Genomic DNA, 16,702 nt, shown 5'->3' on the forward strand with positions numbered 1-16,702 from the left:
TCGACGCATGCGTACGAGCACTGTGGCGGACCGGATCCGCGAAGCCACCGTCGTGCTCGGGGACCGGACGGACTACGGCCGCTACCCCGACCCGACGGGATGGTGGCGTGCGCCCGAACTGCTGCGGGAACTGGGGCCGGCGCTCGCCGAGCTGTTCGCCGACGAACAGCCGAATGTCGTGCTGGGCCCCGAATCCCGCGGGTCGCTGCTCGGTCCGCTGGTCGCGGTGGCACTCGGCGCGGGCTTCGTCGAGGTGCGCAAAAACCGGTACCCGGCCTGCGATTCGGACCGTTGGCTCCAGCGCACCTCGCCGCCGGACTACCAGGACCGGCACCTCCGGCTCGGCTTCAGCCGCCGCCTGCTGCAGGCGGGCGACCGCGCGCTGCTGGTGGACGACTGGATCGACACCGGCGGCCAGGCCTTCGCCGCGCAAGCCCTGGTAGCCGACGCCGGGGCGACGTGGATCGGCGTCGCCGTGATCGTCGACGGGCTCCGCCGCCACGAACCCCGCCGGCAACTGCGCGTGCGATCCCTCCTGCACTCGCGCGACTTCTGATCACCGGAACGCGTCGACGCTGCGGCTGGCCCACGAAGCGAACGAGGTTGCCGGGCGGCCCAGCACCTTCTCGACGTCAGGACTGACTCGAAGCTCCTCCGGCAGGGGCTCGCCGAGGATGGCGAGCGTGCCGTCGGCGACCGGCTCCGGCATCTGCTGCACCATCTGCTCCCGTGCCTGCGCACGGCCAAGTTCGACGAACTCCAGCGGCTCCCCGAGCGCAGCGCCGAGGAGGTCCGCGCGCCGCCGGGGGCTCGTCGCCTCCGGTCCGGTGAGGACATAAGTCCGTCCCGCGTGGTCGCGACCCGTCAGCGCGGAAGCGGCGACTTCCGCGATGTCGAGCGGGTCCACGGCAGGGAGCGCGACGTCGCCGAACGGCGAGAAAACCTTGCGCTGCGCCCGGATCGACGGGATCCACGCGAAGGTGTTGGTCGTGAACCCGCCGGGACGAAGGACCGTCCACTCCAGACCGGACGACCGGACAGCTTCTTCCAACGCGGCGAGCGGCGCGTGCGAAACCGCGCTGGGTCGAGTACCGGCGGCCTGGGACGACTGCAGGACAACCCGCTCGATTCCAGCGTTGACGGCCGCCTGCATGATGGCTTCCCCGTCGACGTGCGCGCCCGCGCCGGAGACCAGCAGAAACAGTGCGTCCGCGCCTTTCAACGCCGGGGCCAGGCTGTCCGCGTCCGCCAGATCCGCGACCATCGGGGTGACGCCGGGTCGCGAAGGCGGCGGAGAGGTCACCCCGCGGGAAACGGCGGTCACGGCGTGGCCGGATTCGGTCAGGGACTCGACCAGCAGGCGGCCGACGTTGCCTGTGGCACCAGTGACGACGATCAAGACTTGCTCCTCAGCTAGGGGTCGAAAGCGACACAGCGAGGCTAAAAGCCGCCGTACAGTAGGTTCCCCAGGGAAAGTATTGGAGCCGTATGACCACCACCGAGCGCACCGGGGCCGATCCGCTCGCCGCGTGCCGGATCAGCCCGGCCGTCGACCTGCTGTTCAGCCGGTGGACGACCCCGATCCTGTGGACGCTCAGCCAGTCCGGCCCAGTGCGCTTCGTCGAACTGGAACGGCGGCTCGGCGCGACCGGGAAGGTACTCACGCAACGGCTCCGGCAGCTCGAGCGCGACGGTTTGGTGGAGCGGCACTACTACGCCGAGGTGCCGCCGCGCGTCGAGTACGAGATCACCGAACTCGGCCGAAGCCTGTCGCCGGTGTTCGCCGCGCTCGCCGAGTGGACTGACGAGCATCTGCCAGCTGTCGAGAAGGCCCGCGACTCCTACACCGGCCCGCTTCCGCGCTGATGCCCTCGTGAGTGGCAATCCCGGTTCTAACCGGCATAAACACTCACGAGGCCCTAACCCGCGAACTGCTCGTTCCCCAGCACCCCCAGCAGCTGGATCTTCTCGTAGGCCTCGCTCCGCGGCGGAGCGGTCAGCACCAGCAACGCCTGCGACTGGTCCTCGGTGAACAGCACCTGGCAGTCCACCTCGATCTCTCCCAGCTGCGGATGCACGAGCACCTTGTGGTCCTCAAACCGTTTGGCCACTTGGTGTTCGTCCCACAACCGCGCGAACTCGCGACTCTCGCGGGTCAACGCGCGCACCAGCTCGCCCGCGCGCGAGCGCGGCCCCATCGACCCGTGCACCACCCGCAGGTTCGCCACCAGCGCACGGCTCTGGCGGTCCCGGTCATGCGCGGGATAGACCAGTCGTTCGTCCGGGTTCGTGAACCACCGGTAGATCTCGCTGCGCGCAAGTCCGGTGTATTGCGACCGGTCGCCGTACAACGCGTCCGCGAACCGGTTTTGCACCAGCACCTCGCCGAGGTTCGACAGGATGAGCGCGGGCGTGTCCGACAGCCGGTCAAGCACCCGCAGCAACGCGGGCGCGACGTGCGTCGCCGCTACGATCGGTGACGGTGCGTTGCGGCCGGCGAGGTGGAACAGGTAGTCGCGCTCGTCGTCGGTCAGCCGCAAGGCCCTGGCCAGCGCAGCCAGCATCTGCTCGCTCGGCTGCGGTCCGCGTTGCTGCTCCAGGCGCGTGTAATAGTCGGTGGACATCGCCGCCAGCGTCGCGACTTCCTCGCGCCGCAGCCCGGTCGTCCGCCGCCGCGCGCCCGCGGGCAGGCCGACGTCCTCGGGCCGCAGCCCTTCGCGGCGGCTGCGGAGGAAGACAGCCAGCTCAGCTCGATCCATGTGTCCAGTATCGACTCGGCCGGGCTCGCCAGCCAGGGATCGCCGATCCCCCGATATGCGGTCTCTGCCGCCGTCGCCCCTGCCCGCCGAAACTCAGTGGCATGAACATCACCGGAAACACCGTCTTCATCCCCGGCTCGACCAGCGGCATCGGCCTGGCTCTCGCCCGTGAGCTGCAGGCGAAGGGCAACACCGTCATCGTCGGCGGGCGGCGCACCGAACTGCTCGCGCAAATCGCCGCCGACCACCCCGGCCTCGACACCGTGCAGATCGACACCACCGACCCGGCGAGCATCGAGGCCGCGGCCAAGGAGGTGCTCGCGAAGCACCCGGACCTCAACGTGCTCGTCCCGATGGCGGGCATCATGCGCGTCGAGGACTGGCATCGTCCGGAGTCCTTTTTGGACAGCGCGGAAGCGACCGTGACCACGAACATCCTCGGCCCGATCCGGCTCATCGCCGCGTTCGTCGAGCACCTGCAGACCCGACCGGACGCCACCATCCTCACCGTCTCCTCCGGCCTCGCCTTCGCGCCGCTGAAGGCCACGCCGAGCTACAACGCGTCGAAGGCCGCCATCCACCTGCTCAGCGAATCGCTGCGGCTGCAGCTGGCCGACACCTCGGTGAGGGTCGTCGAACTGGAGCCGCCCGCCGTGCGCACCGCGCTGCTGCCCGGCCAGGAGGAAAGCGAGTTCGCGATGCCGCTGGACGCCTTCGTCGCCGAGGTCCTGGAGTTGCTCGAAACGCAGCCGGACGCCACCGAGATCCAGGTCGAGAACGTCAAGTTCCTCCGCTACGGCGAGGCTCGCGGCGACTACCACCAGGTGGTGGCGATGCTCAACGCCGCGGACCCGCACGGGAAGTGAGCTACGCCAAGTACGTGGGCCTCCCCGACACAAACGTCGCGGACACCGGCATCTCCCGAAGCTCCTTGGCAGACAGCCCACTCGGATCAGCCGCCGTCAACACCAGATCAGCCACATCACCGACTTCGACGCCACGGCGGCCACCCGACGACGCCGCCAACGCGTCCGCCAGCGGAATAGCCTGCTCCGGATGCCACGGCGGCCGCTCGTCGTCAGTCCGGCCGACCGCGGCGGCGATGCCGTCCCACGGATCCAGCGGCGCGACCGGCGCGTCCGAGCCGAGTTCCAGGCGGGCACCGGATTCCAGCAAGGCACGGTAGGCGTACGCGCGGTCAGTGCGGCCGTGCCAATGCCGGTCGGCGACGTCGCGGTCGTCGGGCTGGTGCGCGGGTTGCACACTCGCGACCAGCCCGAGCGCGGCAAACCTCGGCACGTCCTCGGGCCGCAACAACTGCGCGTGCTCGATCCGGCCTGGACAGCCGACCTCCGCGAAGGCGTCCAGCGCGATGGTGTTGGCGTGGTCGCCGATCGCGTGCACCGCCGGGGTCAGGCCGTGCTCATGCGCGCGGCGCATCAATGGCACCAGTTCCTCCAGCGGCAGCTCCAGCAACCCCTTCTCGCCGGACCCCGGGTACGAGTCGTGGCAGTAAGCCGTGCGGGTATTGAGCGAGCCGTCGACGAACAGCTTGAACGGACCGACCGTGAGCAACCCCTCGCCTGCTTCCAGCACGTCGCCGGTCCGGTGTCCTCTTTGGATAGTCTCGTCCAGCAAATACCTCGCGATGACACAGGAAACCCGAGTGGCTGGTTTTGTGTTGGCGGCCCGACGAGTCCAGTCCGCGACCGTGTCCGCGTATTCGTAATCGACCACCGACGTCACGCCCCGCTTGGCCGCGGCGGCCAGCGCGTCAGCGACCCAGCCGTCCTGGACCTCGACCGGCGCGGACGGCAACGCGGCCGTGGCGCTCATGCAGTCGTTCTCCAGCAAGACGCCGGTCGGATGCTCTCGCCCGATCAGCTTCAACGCCGCCGGACTGAGCCACAACGTATGCAAATCCGCGCTGAACAACGCCACCGCGCGGCCGGGGAGCGCGCGCTGCAGCAGCTCCTTGTGCGGCTTATCCGGCCAAAGCCCGTCCCGAAACCCGACTCCGACGACGAGGTCCTGCACCGGAGCTTCGAGCAGCTTCTCCATCAACAACTCGACCGCCCCCACGGCGGACTGCGCGCTGTCCAGCGGGATGCGCCTGCGGAAACCGGCCCACTGGACCAGATGCGCGTGCGCGTCGACGAGTCCCGGGAGGAGCGTGCCGCCATGCCCGTCAAGCACCCGCGCGGCGAATCCCGCACCGCTCCCAGGCTCTTCGACAGCCGACACGACACCGGCGCGCACTCGAACGTCAGCGAGCGGCCCCCGCAACCCGACCCGGACGCGGCGGAGGAGAAGATCGTCCATCCGCCCAGCCTGCCAGCCCGGGCCGGGTCGGGTGAAGGACTATCTCACCGGCGCCGCAGGGTGAACCAGTACGTCGGGAACGGGTTCGTGCCGGGCGTGATGTCGGTGAGGTCCCAGCCGGGGAACCGGGAGCGCAGTTCGTCCGCGGTCATGCCGAAGATTCCGTCGTTGAAAGCCTCCATGCCGTAGCCGAACATCAGCAGACGAGCGCCCGGGGCCGCCGCGCGCGTGACGCCGGCCGCGTAGGCGTCGCGCCGATGCGGCGGGATGCCGCAGAAACAGCTCAGGTCGAACACGAGCGAGAACCCGTCGCCGACCGCGAGTTCGTCGAGCCGGGTGACGTCGCCGTGCAGCAGCCGCGCGGCCACACCTGCCTCGTCGGCTTTCGCCCGCGCCTGCCGGACCGCGCTTTCGATCAGGTCGACGCCGACCACCTCCCAGCCGTTTCCGGCCAGGTAGACGGCATTGGTGCCAGTGCCGCAACCCAGTTCGAGCGCCCGTCCGGCCGGGAGTTCCGCCACCGTCTCGACCAGTTCCGGCGGGGTGATGCCGGTGTCCCACGGCGGCCCGTCCCGGTAGTAGGACTCGAGGGCCCGCCGGACGAACTCTTCCAGCTCCTGCTCGGACTGTTCCGCTGCCTGCTCGACCATGGCGCGCTCCTTTTTAGAGTCCAACTCTAGTGTTTCTCTCTAGAGATATACTCTCCTTCGTGAGCAATGCCAAGCAGACCGAACGATCCCGCCGGACCCGCGCGAAGATCACCGCCGCGGCGGGCGAGCTGTTCGCCGAGAAGGGCTACGGGGCGACGAGCCTGCAGGACGTCGCGAGCCGGGCCGAGGTGGCGGTGCAGACCGTCTACTTCGTCTTCGGCAACAAGCGCGCCCTGTTCAAGGAAGTCGTCGACACGACCATCGCCGGCGACGCCGAACCGGTCGAGACCATGGGCCGCGACTGGTTCCGCGCCGCGCTCGCCGCACCGACCGCCGGCGACCACCTGCGCCGCCACGTCCGGGGCACCCGCCGCATCCTCGACCGGGTCGCGCCGATCGTCCCGGTCATCGCGGCCGCCGCCGCGACGGATCCGGAGATCGCCGCCCTCTGGCCGGACCGCGACCCGCGCTACACCGTCCAGCACACCGCCGCGAAGTCCCTGGTCTCGAAACCCGGCGCACGACCGGGGGTGTCGGCACGGCACGCCGCCGACGTCCTGTACGGAGTGCTGAGCCCCGAGTTGTACCTGGTGTTCACGCGAGAACGCGGCTGGGCGGCGGGCAAGTGGGAACGGTGGGCAGAGGAGACCCTGCTCAGTCAACTGTGCGAGATCGACGGCTCCTGAGCCGGCCTCGGGACACTGCGCGGGTTCATCCGATCGGGGACGCGAGGAATTCCCATGTGGGAGAGCGTGTTGAAGCGGGTATACGCAAAGCATGGCAGCCGTCGCCCGCCGAAGGGTCAGGGCCGGTCAGGAGCGCCGCCTTCACAAGCCGCGCAGGGTTCAACTCCCTCGGTTGCCACTTTTTTCGCTGAGTCGCGGGCCGGTTCTCCGACCGCGCCAGACTTGTCCGCCCCCCGTGATTTTGGCGGCGAGCCGGATATCCAGCTTGCCCTGAGCAGGTGTCCCGCGCTCAGCCACGCCGTGCCAGCGACGCGCTCTTCGACCAACTCCGGTCTGCACCGCTCAGATGAAGTGACAGGCAGTTCGCGCCGCGCAGCCACCCCTCTCAACACTTAGCCCTTGCGCTAACTATCCTCGCCCGCAATACTTAGCCTCATGGCTCAGTATTCGACCGTCCTCGACGGCGTCTTCACGGCCCTCGCCGATGCGACTCGACGGGCCGTCGTGCGGCGGCTCGGGCGGGGGCCGGCGAGTGTCGGCGATCTCGCGGGCGAGGCGCCGATGACCTTGCCCTCCTTCATGAAGCACGTCCGGATGCTCGAGTCGCACGGGCTGATCCGCACCGTGAAGTCCGGGCGGGTGCGCACGTGCGAGCTGAATCGCGAGCGGTTCGCGCTCGTCGAGGACTGGCTCGCCGAGCAGCGGCACGTCTGGGCCGGGCGCACCGACCGGCTCGAGCAATTCGTCACCGGCCAGGAGGACCAGCCGTGAACCCCGACCTCGATCTCTCGCTCGACCGCGTCATCCGCGCGCCCCGCAAGCGCGTCTGGGACGCCTGGACCGACCCGGCCAGCCTCTCGCGGTGGTGGATCCCCGCGCCGCTGCGGTGCCGCGTCGAGGAACTGGACGTGCGCGCCGGGGGTGCGTTCGTCACGCGGATGAGCGAGGACGGCACCGCGTTCGTCCCGCATCTTGACGCGTGTTTCCTCGTCGTGGAGGACTGCGAGCGGCTCGTTTTCACCAACGCGCTCGACAGCAGTTGGCGGCCAGCCAATCCACAACCGGTGGCGATGACAGCCGAGGTCGTCCTTCGCGATCACCCGGACGGCACGGACTATCGCATCGTCGTTCGACACGGGACCCGGCGTCGAGGGAACGCCACGCTGATCTCGGATTCGCTGACGGATGGGGCGCTGTCACCGCTCAGCTCGCCCAGATCGCGGAAAGCGGCTCCTGATGCAGGTAGCTGGATAGTCCACAGAGGACACCGGCGGGTGGTTCGTCCCGCCTCTCGACCAGACCTTCGTCCAGTGCGCCTCCGAGCGGCTGGATCGCGCCGACGGTCTGTTGTTCGGCCGCCTCGTTCGCCCGGGACTGGCCTGCCGTCACCGATCCGGACGCTGAGCGGATGAATTCGCTGCCGAAGTACGTCGTATCGGACACGATCGGAACCGGCGGCTGGGCACCGACGACCGTGTTGCGTGGCGACCCCGTGGCGGCAGTTGAAAAGCTCGAGGCGAGGCCGGGCAGGGAGCCGCAGATCACGGCAGCGCCCGGCTGCGGCTTCCGCATGAGGAGTCGGCGGAGTTGGCCTCGTGAGTGGCGATCCCGGTTAGAACCGCGATTGCCGCTCACGAGGATCACAGGTGCGCGGCGGACACCATCGCGCGGTAGACGTCGGTGTTGTCCAATGTCCCGTCGAGCCGGTCCGAGCCGGGCCCAGTCGCGGTGACCGGAGTCGGCACGCCGCTGTGGTCGCCGGTCGTCCAGTCGACGGTCAGCGAAAGTTTGGTGCCAGGAACCGGGAACGGACCGTCCTCGTTGCCTTCGGGGGCACCGTCAGTGTCCTCAATGGCCAGTCCGCCGGTCTCGTGGTCGCCGCCGATGATCACCAGGGTGTCCGGGTGCGAGCGGGTGAAGCGAAGCACTTCGGATACGGCAGCGTCGAGAGCCCGGCCCGCGTCGAGGACCCCGTGCGCGTTGTTCTCGTGGGACATTCCGTCGATGCCTTCTTCCTCCAGGAACAGGAAAAAACCGCGCGGGTTGGCGGAAAGCGTGTCCAGCGCCTTCTTCGCCATCACCGGTAGCGCGACCTTCGGCTGATACGCGCCCTTGCCGTCCGGGCCGTAGTCGACCATGTCCTCGTTCGCGAACAGTCCGAGCAGTCGCGGCGCGCGGGTCGCGGCGAGTTCGCTGGCGTTGCGGACATAGGTGTAGCCGGACCGCTTCGCCTGCTCGATGAGATTGCCGTGCGTGCTGCGGCTTTCCTCGCCTGGCTTGTCCGGCCACGCGCCGGGATCGCCCTTCGGCAGCCACCAGTCCTCACCGCCGCCGAGGAGCACTTCCGGGCGGCTCTCGGTGATGTATTGCTTGGCGATGTCGCTCTGCAGATCCCGCGAAGGTACGTGCGACGCGAACGCGGCCGGCGACGCACCGGTGACCTGCGCGGTGGTGACCAGACCGGTCGACTTCCCGGCGCGTTTAGCCTGTTCAAGCACGGTCAGCAGCCGACGGCCCCGCGCGTCCTGGCCGACCACGCCGTTGCGGGTCTTGTGCCCGGTGGCCAGCGCGGTCGCCGCTGCGGCCGAGTCGGTGACGAGTGCTTCCGGGTCGCCGGGATCGGTGTGCACCATGCCGGCGACCGGGAGCCGGTTCATGACGAGGTCGCCCGCCCGGCCGGTCGTCGCGAGCCGGACGAACTCCCGCTGCGCCGCGCCCATCCCGTCGCCCTGGAGGTAGACGATGTTGCGCGCCTTCGGATGCCAGCCGCTGGACTCCGCGGCGGGACTGTCCCCCGCCGTCGCGACCGCGGGCACCGCTCCGGCCACCGCGAGCACAGCCGCGGTGAGCACCATCGTCTTGCGCATCCGGATCCTCCTTTAGTTAGGAAGCTTTCCTAACATCTTTCCGAGACCACCGCGAGGGGGTCACCTGAATGGACGTGTCCGCCGACGGTGAACAACACCCCGCCGGGACGCGGTGCTCACTACGGTTGGCTCTCATGGAGACCGTCACGACGCGCACCGTCGAGTACCAGGCCGACGGCCTCACCATGGTCGGGCGCCTCGCGCTTCCCGCAGGCACCGGCCGTCGGCCCGCCGTCCTGATCGGACCCGAAGGCACCGGCCTCAACGACTTTCAGCGCGCCCGGGCCGACGCGCTGGCCGAACTGGGTTACGTGGCGCTGGCCTTCGACATCCACGGCGGACGCTGGTTCACCGACCCCCAGGAGATGCTGGACCGCTGCCTGCCGCTGCTCGACGACCCGGACCGGATGCGCGACATCGGCCACGCGGCGCTCGACGTGCTGCTCGCCGAAACGCGGACCGACCCGAACCGGATCGCCGGGATCGGCAACCGCACCGGCGGCGCGATCGTGCTGGAACTCGGCCGCGCGGGCGTCGATCTGCGCGCGATCGGCACGATCAACGGGCTGATCACCGGCCGTCCGGGCGAGGCGGAGAACATCCGCTGCCCGGTGTGGGCGGGCGTCGGCTCGGAGGACCCGATCATGGCGCCCGCGCAACGGGACGCGTTCGCCGCCGAGATGCAGGCCGCGGGCGTCGACTGGCGGCTCACGGTTTACGGCGGCGCCGTGCACGCCTTCCACCACCCGCCGGTCGGCCAGGAGCAGAAAGTCCTCCCCGGCGTCGGCTACCACCCGGTGCACGCCGAGCGGGCCTGGCGCGACGTCGTGACTCTGCTTGCCGACAACCTGGGCTAACGGGCGAGAAACGGCCCCGGGTCGGCCAAAACGCCGTGGACGATGCGGCCCGCGGCACCCAGCGTCGCGGCGGAATCGCCGAGGGCGGACGGGCTCAGCACCGGCACCGATCCGCGCAGGCCGGTCAATCGCGCGCGCAGCACGTCCTCCGCGGCGGGCGCCAGCCACGGAAACAGCGGTCCGAACACCCCGCCGAGTACCACGCGGTCCACGTCCACCAGATTGACCGCCGACGCGAGCGCCAACCCCAATGCCTCCCCCGCCGCCGCGACCGCTGACAACGCCGCGCCGTCGCCTGCGGTCAAGGCAGCGCAGAGATCGTCCACTGTGGATACTCCGGCAGCGGTCAGCATCGCCTCCTGACCGGCGTAGGTCTCCAGACAGCCCACCGCGCCGCAGCGACAGGACGGGCCGGACGGGGAAACCAGCACGTGCCCCAGCTCCCCGCCCGTGCCGCGGAACAACCCGGAGTCCACCACCAGTCCCGCACCGATGCCGATTTCGCCGGACACATAAAGGAAATCCGCCGCTCCGGCACCGAACCACAGCTCGCCCAGCGCACCGAGATTCGCCTCGTTGTCCACCGAAACCGGAACCGGCAGCTCCAACGCAACAGGAACGTTTCGCCAACCGAGATTCGGCGCGCTCAGCACCACGCCGTCCCGCACTGGCCCCGACACCGCGAGCACCGCACCAGCGACCGTCAGCCCCAGCTGACGCGCCTCGGCCAACTCCGCGGAAGCCAGCTCCCGCACCGCCTCCAGCACGGTTTCCGCTGGCACGCCCCGGTTGTCGCGCTCGATCCGAACCGACCGGCGGACCGCACCGGTCAGGTCAAGAACGCGCGCGGCGAGATAGCCCACATTGGCCTCAAGCCCCAGGGAAGCGATCCGCGCCCCGCTCAGCGACACCTCGACCCCGGGACGGCCGCGTTCCCCCGCCCGCACCGCGGCGGTCTCGGCCAGAAAACCCGCGTCCACCAGCGAGCCGACCAAAGTGGACACGGTCGATTTGGTCAGCCCGGTCAGCTCCGCCAGCGCGGCGCGGGTCAGGGGGCCGCCGCGGCTGATCTCGCCGAGCACCAGCTCGAGGTTCCGCGCGCGCATCGCGTCATGCCGAACCGGCTCCATCCGAACCTCCGCTCTTGACGGCCGGGGCGGCCGCGGCGCAGTATTTAGTCTACATCGTGAACTAAATGAAGGGACGGGCATGGCCGACTACGCCCCCGCGCCGGAGGACAAATTTTCGTTCGGATTGTGGACCGTCGGCTGGCCCGCGGCCGACCCGTTCGGCGTCGCCACCCGCCCGCCGCTCGATCCGGTCGAGAGCGTGCACCGGCTGGCCGAACTGGGCGCGTACGGCGTCACTTTCCACGACGACGACCTTCTCGCCACCGAGCCGGACCGCGACGCCGCGATCGCCAAGTTCAAGAAGGCGCTGGCGGAAACCGGCCTGCGCGTGCCGATGGCGACGACGAACCTGTTCAGCCACCCGGTCTTCAAGGACGGCGGCCTGACCAGCAACGACCGCGACATCCGGCGGTACGCACTCACGAAGGTCCGGCGCAATCTCGACCTCGCCGCGGAACTGGGCGCGCAAACTTATGTTCTGTGGGGCGGTCGCGAGGGTGCGGAATCCGATGCGGCCAAGGACGTCCGCGCCGCGCTCGCCCGCTACAAGGAAGGCCTCGACGTCCTCGCCGAGTACGCCGTTTCGCAAGGCTACGACCTTCGCTTCGCGTTGGAGCCGAAGCCAAACGAACCGCGCGGCGACATCCTCCTGCCGACGATCGGCCACGCACTCGCGTTCATCTCGCAGCTGAACCGGCCTGAGCTGTTCGGGCTCAACCCGGAGGTGGGCCACGAGCAGATGGCGGGGCTGAACTTCGTGCACGGCATCGCGCAGGCGCTGTGGCAGGGCAAGCTGTTCCACATCGACCTCAACGGCCAGCACGGCCCGAAGTACGACCAGGACCTCATCTTCGGTCACGGCGACCTCACCAGCGCGTTCTTCCTCGTCGACCTCCTGGAGCACGGCGGCTACGACGGCCCGCGGCACTTCGACTACAAGCCGCTGCGCACCGAGGATCCCGAGGACGTCTGGGTTTCCGCGGCGGCGAACATGCGCACCTACCTGATTCTGCGCGAGAAAGCCCGCGCGTTCCGAGCCGATCCGGAAGTCGCCGAAGCCCTTGCCGCGTCGCGAGTTCCGGAACTGGCCACGCCGACGCTGTCCGAGGGCGAAACCCTGGACGATCTGGCCGCCGACGAGTTCGACGTCGAAGCAGCCGGTCGGCGCGGCTACCACTTCACCCGGCTCAACCAGCTGGCGCTGGAGCATCTGCTGGGCGTGCGATAAATCAGGCGACGCGGGTGGCGGCGGTGTTTTACCGTTGCGGGCAACACGTTGACGGAGACGAGTAGCGCAGGGCACGGCGAGGGACAGAGAGCTGCCGCCGGTGAGAAGGCAGCGTCGCGGCCCAGCGCGAAGACACTCCTGAGTGCGGGGAAGAAATGCCCCGCCGGCCCGGCCGCCGTCATCCGGCCAGAACGAGGCCGCCATTTTCGGCGGCGAAGGTGCGGTGGCACCGCGAGTGTCCCTTCTCGCCCGCACCCCCAAGGGGTCGCCGAGTGCGCTCAGGAGAAGGAATGAGTACCCGCACCCCGGTGGCCTGCCTGCGTGACCGCGTGGGCTCCACCGTAACGATCGCCGGCTGGGTGCACCGCCGGCGCGTGCTGAAATCCGTGGCATTTCTCGTCATCCGCGACCGGTCCGGGACCGCGCAGGCGGTTTTCGCCGAGGCACCGGAGGTGGCCGAGGAGACCGTCGTTCGGCTCACCGGCGAGGTCGTCGCGAATCCGCAAGCGCCGCAAGGTGTTGAGCTGCGAGAGCCCGCCGTGGAAGTGTTGTCCGAGGCGGAGAAGCGGCCGCCGTTTGACCTCTATCGGCCTGAGGTAGCCGCTGGTTTGCCGGTAGTGCTGGACAACGCAGCGGTCGCGTTGCGGCATCCGGTGCTGCGGCGGCGGTTCGAGCTGGCCGCGGCGAGCGTCGCGGCGTTTCGGCGGGCGCTGGACGGCCTAGAGTTCACTGAGATTCACACGCCGAAGATCGTTGCTACCGCGACAGAATCCGGCGCGAACGTGTTCCAGCTGGACTACTTCGGACGCCCGGCTTATCTCGCCCAGTCGCCGCAGTTTTTCAAGCAGGCCATGGTCGGCGTGTTCGAGCGGGTGTACGAGGTGGGGCCGGTATTCCGGGCCGAACCCCACGACACCGCGCGGCATCTGGCCCAGTACACGAGTCTCGACGCGGAACTCGGCTTCATCACCGACCACCGCGAGGTGATGGCAGTGCTGCGCGACGTCGTAGCGGAGATGGCTGCCGCGGCTGGCCCGGACGCTCCAGTGGTGCCAGAAGAGATTCCGTCGATCGATTTCGCCGCGGCGCAAGAACTTCTGGCCCGGCACACCGGCGAGGACCCGCGCGGCGAACCGGACCTCGCACCTGCGCACGAACGATGGCTCTGCGAATGGGCCGAACGAGAGCACGGGTCGGAATTCTTGTTCGTGACCGGATACCCGATGGCGAAACGGCCGTTCTACACCCAGCCGGACCCGGCGAACCCGGCCCGGTCGAACAGTTTCGACCTGTTGTTCCGCGGCCTGGAATTGGTGACCGGCGGGCAGCGGCTCCACCGGTACGCGGACTACCTGGCCGTGCTCGGCGAGGCGGCCGAGCAGTACTCCGACTACCTCGACGCGTTCGCGTACGGAATGCCGCCGCACGGCGGATTCGCGATCGGGTTGGAGCGCTGGGTCGCGCGAGTGCTGGGCGTGGCCAACGTGCGCGGGGCGACGCTCTTCCCGCGAGACCTGCACCGGCTGCGGCCTTGATCGTCCGTGAGGGGAACCCTGAGGGACTCTGATTCCCTCAGGGTTCCCCTCACGGACAGGTCACTTGGCGGCGAAGGTGAGCGAGCCCAGCGCGGTGACCAAGGGAGCCAGCTCCGGCAGTTCCTCCGCCTCGGCGAGCGCGGCGGAAAGGGCCGTGTCGTGCGTCGGGCGGGCGGCGGCCAGCAGCTTCTGCCCGGACGGCGTGACCTCGGTGTAGATCCCGCGCCGGTCGTCCTTGCACAGGTACCGCGACAGCAGGCCGCGCTCCTCCAGCCGCGTGACCAGGCGGGTCGTCGCGGACTGGCTCAGCACCACCGCGTTGGCCAGCTGGCTCATCCGCAGGTGGAAGCCGTCCTGGCGGCCGAGCACGTCGAGCACCGTGTACTCGCTCACCGACAGCTCGTGCTCGCTTTCCAGCGCGCGGTTCAGCCGGTCTTCGATCCGCGCGTGCAGCGCCGCCAGCGTCCGCCAGCCTTGCGCGCGCGCCTCGACGGCGTCGTCCGACACCGACATGGTGCACCTCCTCCAGGCGGCCCAGGTTGCGGGCGGCCGCGGCCCCGGGCATCATCCGCGCGCGCATCTCAATGTGACTGCAAGTATTGCGCGCGCCGGTAGTACCCGGGTGCCACTGTACTCGCGAAACGTCCGGAGGGTCTCCCCGAGGAACCTCGACCTCACCGGCCGGACCGGAATCTTCGCCGCGCAGCCGGTATTCGAGATCCCGGACTCCGAATCGCCGCGATTCTACGAGGTCAACGCGCTGTCCCGGGTGCCGGGACCGACGCTCGCCCCGGCGTCCGCGAGCCTGCACCCAGACGTCGAGTTCGCCGAAGCGGAGCGCCGGTTCACGGCCCAGGATCGGCTGACGTCGCTGTTCGGGAGGCTGATCCGGCCGGAGGAGATCGCGAACCTGATCACCTGCGTCTCGTCCGAGCTGTCCTCGGCGACCACCGGCGGGGCGCTGCGCGGGGGCGACGGCGTGACCTCGCCGATCATCTCCTGAACCGCGCCACCGCTTTTGCGCTCGCCTTCCGGCGAGTAAGTTGTCCCCGCTACCCCGGGGGAAAGGTGATCAGCGATGACCGGCGCCGGCGATTCGGACGCGGGCACCACCGCGAGACGGTTCGCGCTGGGCCGGTACGGGCCCGCCCCGCTGGTGCTGGGCGGCCGGTACGAGGTGGGCGAGCCGATCGGCGAAGGCGCGACGGCCTCCGTACACCAGGCCGAGGACCGCGAGACCGGAGCCGAGGTCGCGGTGAAGCTGTTCCACGCCGGAGCGGTCGAGCTGGGCCGCAACCGCCGGGACCAGGAAATCGCGGCGCTGCGCGCGGTCCGGCACCCGGGGCTGGTGGGATTCGTCGACGCCGGGGTCGACGAAGGGCACGCGTACCTCGTCATGGACTGCGTGCACGGGCCCAACCTGTCCGAATGGCTCCGCGCCGGGCCGCTGCCCGCCAACCAGGTCGTAGAGCTGGGCGCGCAGTTGGCCGAGGCACTCGCCCACGTACACGCGCACGAGGTCACTCACCGGGATCTCAAGCCCGCCAACATCCTCATGTCCGACGACGGCCCGCGGATCGCCGACTTCGGCGTCGCGCGCATCGTGGACGCGACCCGCGTGACCGACACCGGCGCGGTCGTCGGGACGGCCGCCTACCTGTCACCGGAGCAGGTGCTGGGCGAGCATCCCGGCCCGGCTTCGGACGTCTACGCGCTGGGGCTCGTCCTTCTCGAATGCCTCACCGGCGTCCGCGAGTACCCGGGCACGGCGGCGGAAACCGCGGTGGTGCGGCTGCATCGGTCGCCGCGGGTGCCGTCGGGCACGCCGGAACCGCTGGCGAGAACTCTGCGCGCGATGACCATGCGCGACCCGGAAGAAAGACCCTCCGCGACCGCCGTGGCGCGTGCGTTGCGCGGCACGGAAACGTTGCGGCTTCCGATGAAAACGCGGCTCGCGGTCTTCCGCCGCCGTCACCAGGCGACCCGGCGGCGCGCAGTGCTCGCGGCGGGCCTGCCGGTCGTGCTGGTCGCGGCGGGGACGCTGCTGCTCGCCACTCCGCTCCGTCCGGGCACCGGGTCCGCGCCGGTTCCCGAACCGGCCCCGGTTCCGGTTTCTCCGCCTTCTTCCGCTCCGTCCGATTCCCCGGACTCGGCTCCGCGGTATTCGCCGTCCGCGCCGCCGGTCCGTTCGACGAAGGCGAACGCGCCCGCACAGACGACGACTATTCCGCCCAGCACAACGACCCTCACTGTGCCCGCGCCGCTCAGCCAGCCGGGCCAGGCGAGCCAGCCGGGCCATACCCCGCCGAAAACCCCGCCAGGACACACAAAAAAGCCCCGGGACCCGGGGGGCGGGCCGCCGAGCGGGAAGACTCCACATTAGACAGACGGACCACCCGGTCGGCTGACGCGCCGCAATTCGGTGGCGAAGTCGTCTCCGGCGCGCGATCCTGGTGGCGAACCGGGGAGGTGGAGGCGATGACCGCGCACGCGCGTCGATTCGGGCGGCAGTGCCGAGAACACTTCGAGCACCCGGAAACCGCCCGCGCCGCCGGGCCGGAGCAAGACGTCGAGACCGCACCGGCTCCGGACGAGGCCGCGAAGACCGAGCCGGAGCCGGAAGTCCAGTCCGGAAAGTGAGTTTCCCGTTGCCGGGCAAGGAAATGTT

At 69.7% G+C, this 16,702-nt stretch carries 19 protein-coding genes and 1 pseudogene; 12 read left to right on the forward strand and 8 right to left on the reverse strand.

What is annotated here, in order from left to right:
* Positions 1-7: 7 nt before the first annotated feature.
* On the forward strand, positions 8-556 hold the full coding sequence (locus tag D0D37_RS26135; protein WP_116203248.1) for a phosphoribosyltransferase family protein: 549 nt from the start codon (positions 8-10) through the stop codon (positions 554-556).
* Here D0D37_RS26135 and D0D37_RS26140 read toward each other — a convergent pair whose 3' ends face one another.
* Entirely contained in the window at positions 557-1,399 is an 843-nt protein-coding gene (locus D0D37_RS26140) for an NAD(P)H-binding protein (RefSeq protein WP_116203249.1), read from the reverse strand.
* Between the two features lie 89 nt (positions 1,400-1,488).
* Here D0D37_RS26140 and D0D37_RS26145 point away from each other — a divergent pair, with 89 nt between their 5' ends.
* Positions 1,489-1,866, forward strand: a complete 378-nt coding sequence (locus D0D37_RS26145) for a winged helix-turn-helix transcriptional regulator (RefSeq protein ID WP_116203250.1) — start codon at positions 1,489-1,491, stop codon at positions 1,864-1,866.
* A gap of 53 nt (positions 1,867-1,919) precedes the next feature.
* Here D0D37_RS26145 and D0D37_RS26150 read toward each other — a convergent pair whose 3' ends face one another.
* The gene (locus tag D0D37_RS26150) at positions 1,920-2,759 is read right to left on the reverse strand and encodes a helix-turn-helix transcriptional regulator (protein ID WP_116203251.1); all 840 of its coding nucleotides are present in this window, start codon (positions 2,757-2,759) and stop codon (positions 1,920-1,922) included.
* Between the two features lie 101 nt (positions 2,760-2,860).
* On the opposite strand from D0D37_RS26150, the gene D0D37_RS26155 reads away from it, so the two are divergent.
* Complete coding sequence (locus D0D37_RS26155) at positions 2,861-3,625, forward strand: SDR family oxidoreductase (protein ID WP_116203252.1); 765 nt, start codon at positions 2,861-2,863, stop codon at positions 3,623-3,625.
* Between the two features lies 1 nt (position 3,626).
* Here the strand turns inward: D0D37_RS26155 and D0D37_RS26160 are convergent, their stop codons facing one another.
* Together D0D37_RS26160 and D0D37_RS26165 are read right to left on the reverse strand one after the other, a co-directional pair.
* The gene (locus D0D37_RS26160) at positions 3,627-5,081 is read right to left on the reverse strand and encodes an amidohydrolase (RefSeq protein WP_116203253.1); all 1,455 of its coding nucleotides are present in this window, start codon (positions 5,079-5,081) and stop codon (positions 3,627-3,629) included.
* A 44-nt stretch (positions 5,082-5,125) separates the two neighbouring features.
* Positions 5,126-5,731: a class I SAM-dependent methyltransferase gene (locus D0D37_RS26165; RefSeq protein ID WP_116203254.1), complete on the reverse strand. Its 606-nt coding sequence runs from the start codon at positions 5,729-5,731 to the stop codon at positions 5,126-5,128.
* 59 nt (positions 5,732-5,790) lie between these two features.
* Between D0D37_RS26165 and D0D37_RS26170 the strand changes: the two genes are divergently transcribed.
* The 3 genes and pseudogenes from D0D37_RS26170 to D0D37_RS26180 all read left to right on the forward strand — a co-directional run.
* Positions 5,791-6,417, forward strand: a complete 627-nt coding sequence (locus D0D37_RS26170) for a TetR/AcrR family transcriptional regulator (protein ID WP_116203255.1) — start codon at positions 5,791-5,793, stop codon at positions 6,415-6,417.
* A 435-nt stretch (positions 6,418-6,852) separates the two neighbouring features.
* A complete protein-coding gene (locus D0D37_RS26175) occupies positions 6,853-7,188 on the forward strand; it encodes an ArsR/SmtB family transcription factor (protein ID WP_116203256.1) in 336 nt (111 codons plus the stop codon).
* Positions 7,185-7,493: pseudogene (locus D0D37_RS26180) on the forward strand (SRPBCC domain-containing protein); the annotation flags it as partial. The gene D0D37_RS26175 and the pseudogene D0D37_RS26180, both read left to right, overlap by 4 nt.
* 127 nt (positions 7,494-7,620) lie before the next feature.
* Here the strand turns inward: D0D37_RS26180 and D0D37_RS46840 are convergent.
* Together D0D37_RS46840 and D0D37_RS26190 are read right to left on the reverse strand one after the other, a co-directional pair.
* On the reverse strand, positions 7,621-7,860 hold the full coding sequence (locus D0D37_RS46840) for a hypothetical protein (protein ID WP_162834476.1): 240 nt from the start codon (positions 7,858-7,860) through the stop codon (positions 7,621-7,623).
* Positions 7,861-8,057: 197 nt separating this feature from the next.
* Entirely contained in the window at positions 8,058-9,284 is a 1,227-nt protein-coding gene (locus D0D37_RS26190) for an alkaline phosphatase (protein WP_116203257.1), read from the reverse strand.
* A 134-nt stretch (positions 9,285-9,418) separates the two neighbouring features.
* On the opposite strand from D0D37_RS26190, the gene D0D37_RS26195 reads away from it, so the two are divergent.
* Positions 9,419-10,141, forward strand: a complete 723-nt coding sequence (locus D0D37_RS26195; RefSeq protein ID WP_116203258.1) for a dienelactone hydrolase family protein — start codon at positions 9,419-9,421, stop codon at positions 10,139-10,141.
* Here D0D37_RS26195 and D0D37_RS26200 read toward each other — a convergent pair.
* A complete protein-coding gene (locus D0D37_RS26200; protein WP_116203259.1) occupies positions 10,138-11,271 on the reverse strand; it encodes an ROK family transcriptional regulator in 1,134 nt (377 codons plus the stop codon). The genes D0D37_RS26195 and D0D37_RS26200 overlap by 4 nt on opposite strands.
* A gap of 79 nt (positions 11,272-11,350) precedes the next feature.
* On the opposite strand from D0D37_RS26200, the gene xylA reads away from it, so the two are divergent.
* Positions 11,351-12,499, forward strand: coding sequence for a xylose isomerase (gene xylA / locus D0D37_RS26205; protein WP_116203260.1), 1,149 nt, complete (start codon positions 11,351-11,353; stop codon positions 12,497-12,499).
* Between the two features lie 290 nt (positions 12,500-12,789).
* Entirely contained in the window at positions 12,790-14,034 is a 1,245-nt protein-coding gene (gene aspS / locus D0D37_RS26210; RefSeq protein ID WP_116203261.1) for an aspartate--tRNA(Asn) ligase, read from the forward strand.
* 60 nt (positions 14,035-14,094) lie between these two features.
* On the opposite strand, the gene D0D37_RS26215 is transcribed toward aspS, so the two are convergent.
* Positions 14,095-14,547 carry a MarR family winged helix-turn-helix transcriptional regulator gene (locus D0D37_RS26215; RefSeq protein ID WP_116203262.1) on the reverse strand — a complete coding sequence of 151 codons (453 nt, stop codon included), beginning with the start codon at positions 14,545-14,547 and terminating at the stop codon, positions 14,095-14,097.
* A gap of 109 nt (positions 14,548-14,656) precedes the next feature.
* Here D0D37_RS26215 and D0D37_RS48120 point away from each other — a divergent pair, with 109 nt between their 5' ends.
* From D0D37_RS48120 to D0D37_RS46845, 3 genes are all read left to right on the forward strand, one after another.
* Positions 14,657-15,037, forward strand: coding sequence for a Rossmann-fold NAD(P)-binding domain-containing protein (locus D0D37_RS48120; RefSeq protein ID WP_116203263.1), 381 nt, complete (start codon positions 14,657-14,659; stop codon positions 15,035-15,037).
* A 75-nt stretch (positions 15,038-15,112) separates the two neighbouring features.
* Positions 15,113-16,417: a serine/threonine-protein kinase gene (locus D0D37_RS26225; RefSeq protein ID WP_116203264.1), complete on the forward strand. Its 1,305-nt coding sequence runs from the start codon at positions 15,113-15,115 to the stop codon at positions 16,415-16,417.
* Between the two features lie 95 nt (positions 16,418-16,512).
* Positions 16,513-16,674, forward strand: a complete 162-nt coding sequence (locus D0D37_RS46845; protein WP_162834477.1) for a hypothetical protein — start codon at positions 16,513-16,515, stop codon at positions 16,672-16,674.
* The last annotated feature ends 28 nt before the right edge of the window (positions 16,675-16,702 follow it).

Source organism: Amycolatopsis circi (genome assembly GCF_003385235.1).
Taxonomy (GTDB): domain Bacteria; phylum Actinomycetota; class Actinomycetes; order Mycobacteriales; family Pseudonocardiaceae; genus Amycolatopsis; species Amycolatopsis circi.

Excerpts from the sequence above, each read along its gene's own strand:
- D0D37_RS26160 (WP_116203253.1), bottom strand. The coding sequence starts at position 5,081 with ATGGACGATCTTCTCCTCCGCCGCGTCCGGGTCGGGTTGCGGGGGCCG.
- aspS (WP_116203261.1), top strand. The coding sequence starts at position 12,790 with ATGAGTACCCGCACCCCGGTGGCCTGCCTGCGTGACCGCGTGGGCTCC.
- D0D37_RS26200 (WP_116203259.1), bottom strand. The coding sequence starts at position 11,271 with ATGGAGCCGGTTCGGCATGACGCGATGCGCGCGCGGAACCTCGAGCTG.
- D0D37_RS26195 (WP_116203258.1), top strand. The coding sequence starts at position 9,419 with ATGGAGACCGTCACGACGCGCACCGTCGAGTACCAGGCCGACGGCCTC.
- D0D37_RS26155 (WP_116203252.1), top strand. The coding sequence starts at position 2,861 with ATGAACATCACCGGAAACACCGTCTTCATCCCCGGCTCGACCAGCGGC.
- D0D37_RS26150 (WP_116203251.1), bottom strand. The coding sequence starts at position 2,759 with ATGGATCGAGCTGAGCTGGCTGTCTTCCTCCGCAGCCGCCGCGAAGGG.
- D0D37_RS26215 (WP_116203262.1), bottom strand. The coding sequence starts at position 14,547 with ATGTCGGTGTCGGACGACGCCGTCGAGGCGCGCGCGCAAGGCTGGCGG.
- D0D37_RS26165 (WP_116203254.1), bottom strand. The coding sequence starts at position 5,731 with ATGGTCGAGCAGGCAGCGGAACAGTCCGAGCAGGAGCTGGAAGAGTTC.
- D0D37_RS26225 (WP_116203264.1), top strand. The coding sequence starts at position 15,113 with ATGACCGGCGCCGGCGATTCGGACGCGGGCACCACCGCGAGACGGTTC.
- D0D37_RS26190 (WP_116203257.1), bottom strand. The coding sequence starts at position 9,284 with ATGCGCAAGACGATGGTGCTCACCGCGGCTGTGCTCGCGGTGGCCGGA.
- D0D37_RS26135 (WP_116203248.1), top strand. The coding sequence starts at position 8 with ATGCGTACGAGCACTGTGGCGGACCGGATCCGCGAAGCCACCGTCGTG.
- D0D37_RS26145 (WP_116203250.1), top strand. The coding sequence starts at position 1,489 with ATGACCACCACCGAGCGCACCGGGGCCGATCCGCTCGCCGCGTGCCGG.
- D0D37_RS46845 (WP_162834477.1), top strand. The coding sequence starts at position 16,513 with ATGACCGCGCACGCGCGTCGATTCGGGCGGCAGTGCCGAGAACACTTC.
- xylA (WP_116203260.1), top strand. The coding sequence starts at position 11,351 with ATGGCCGACTACGCCCCCGCGCCGGAGGACAAATTTTCGTTCGGATTG.
- D0D37_RS26175 (WP_116203256.1), top strand. The coding sequence starts at position 6,853 with ATGGCTCAGTATTCGACCGTCCTCGACGGCGTCTTCACGGCCCTCGCC.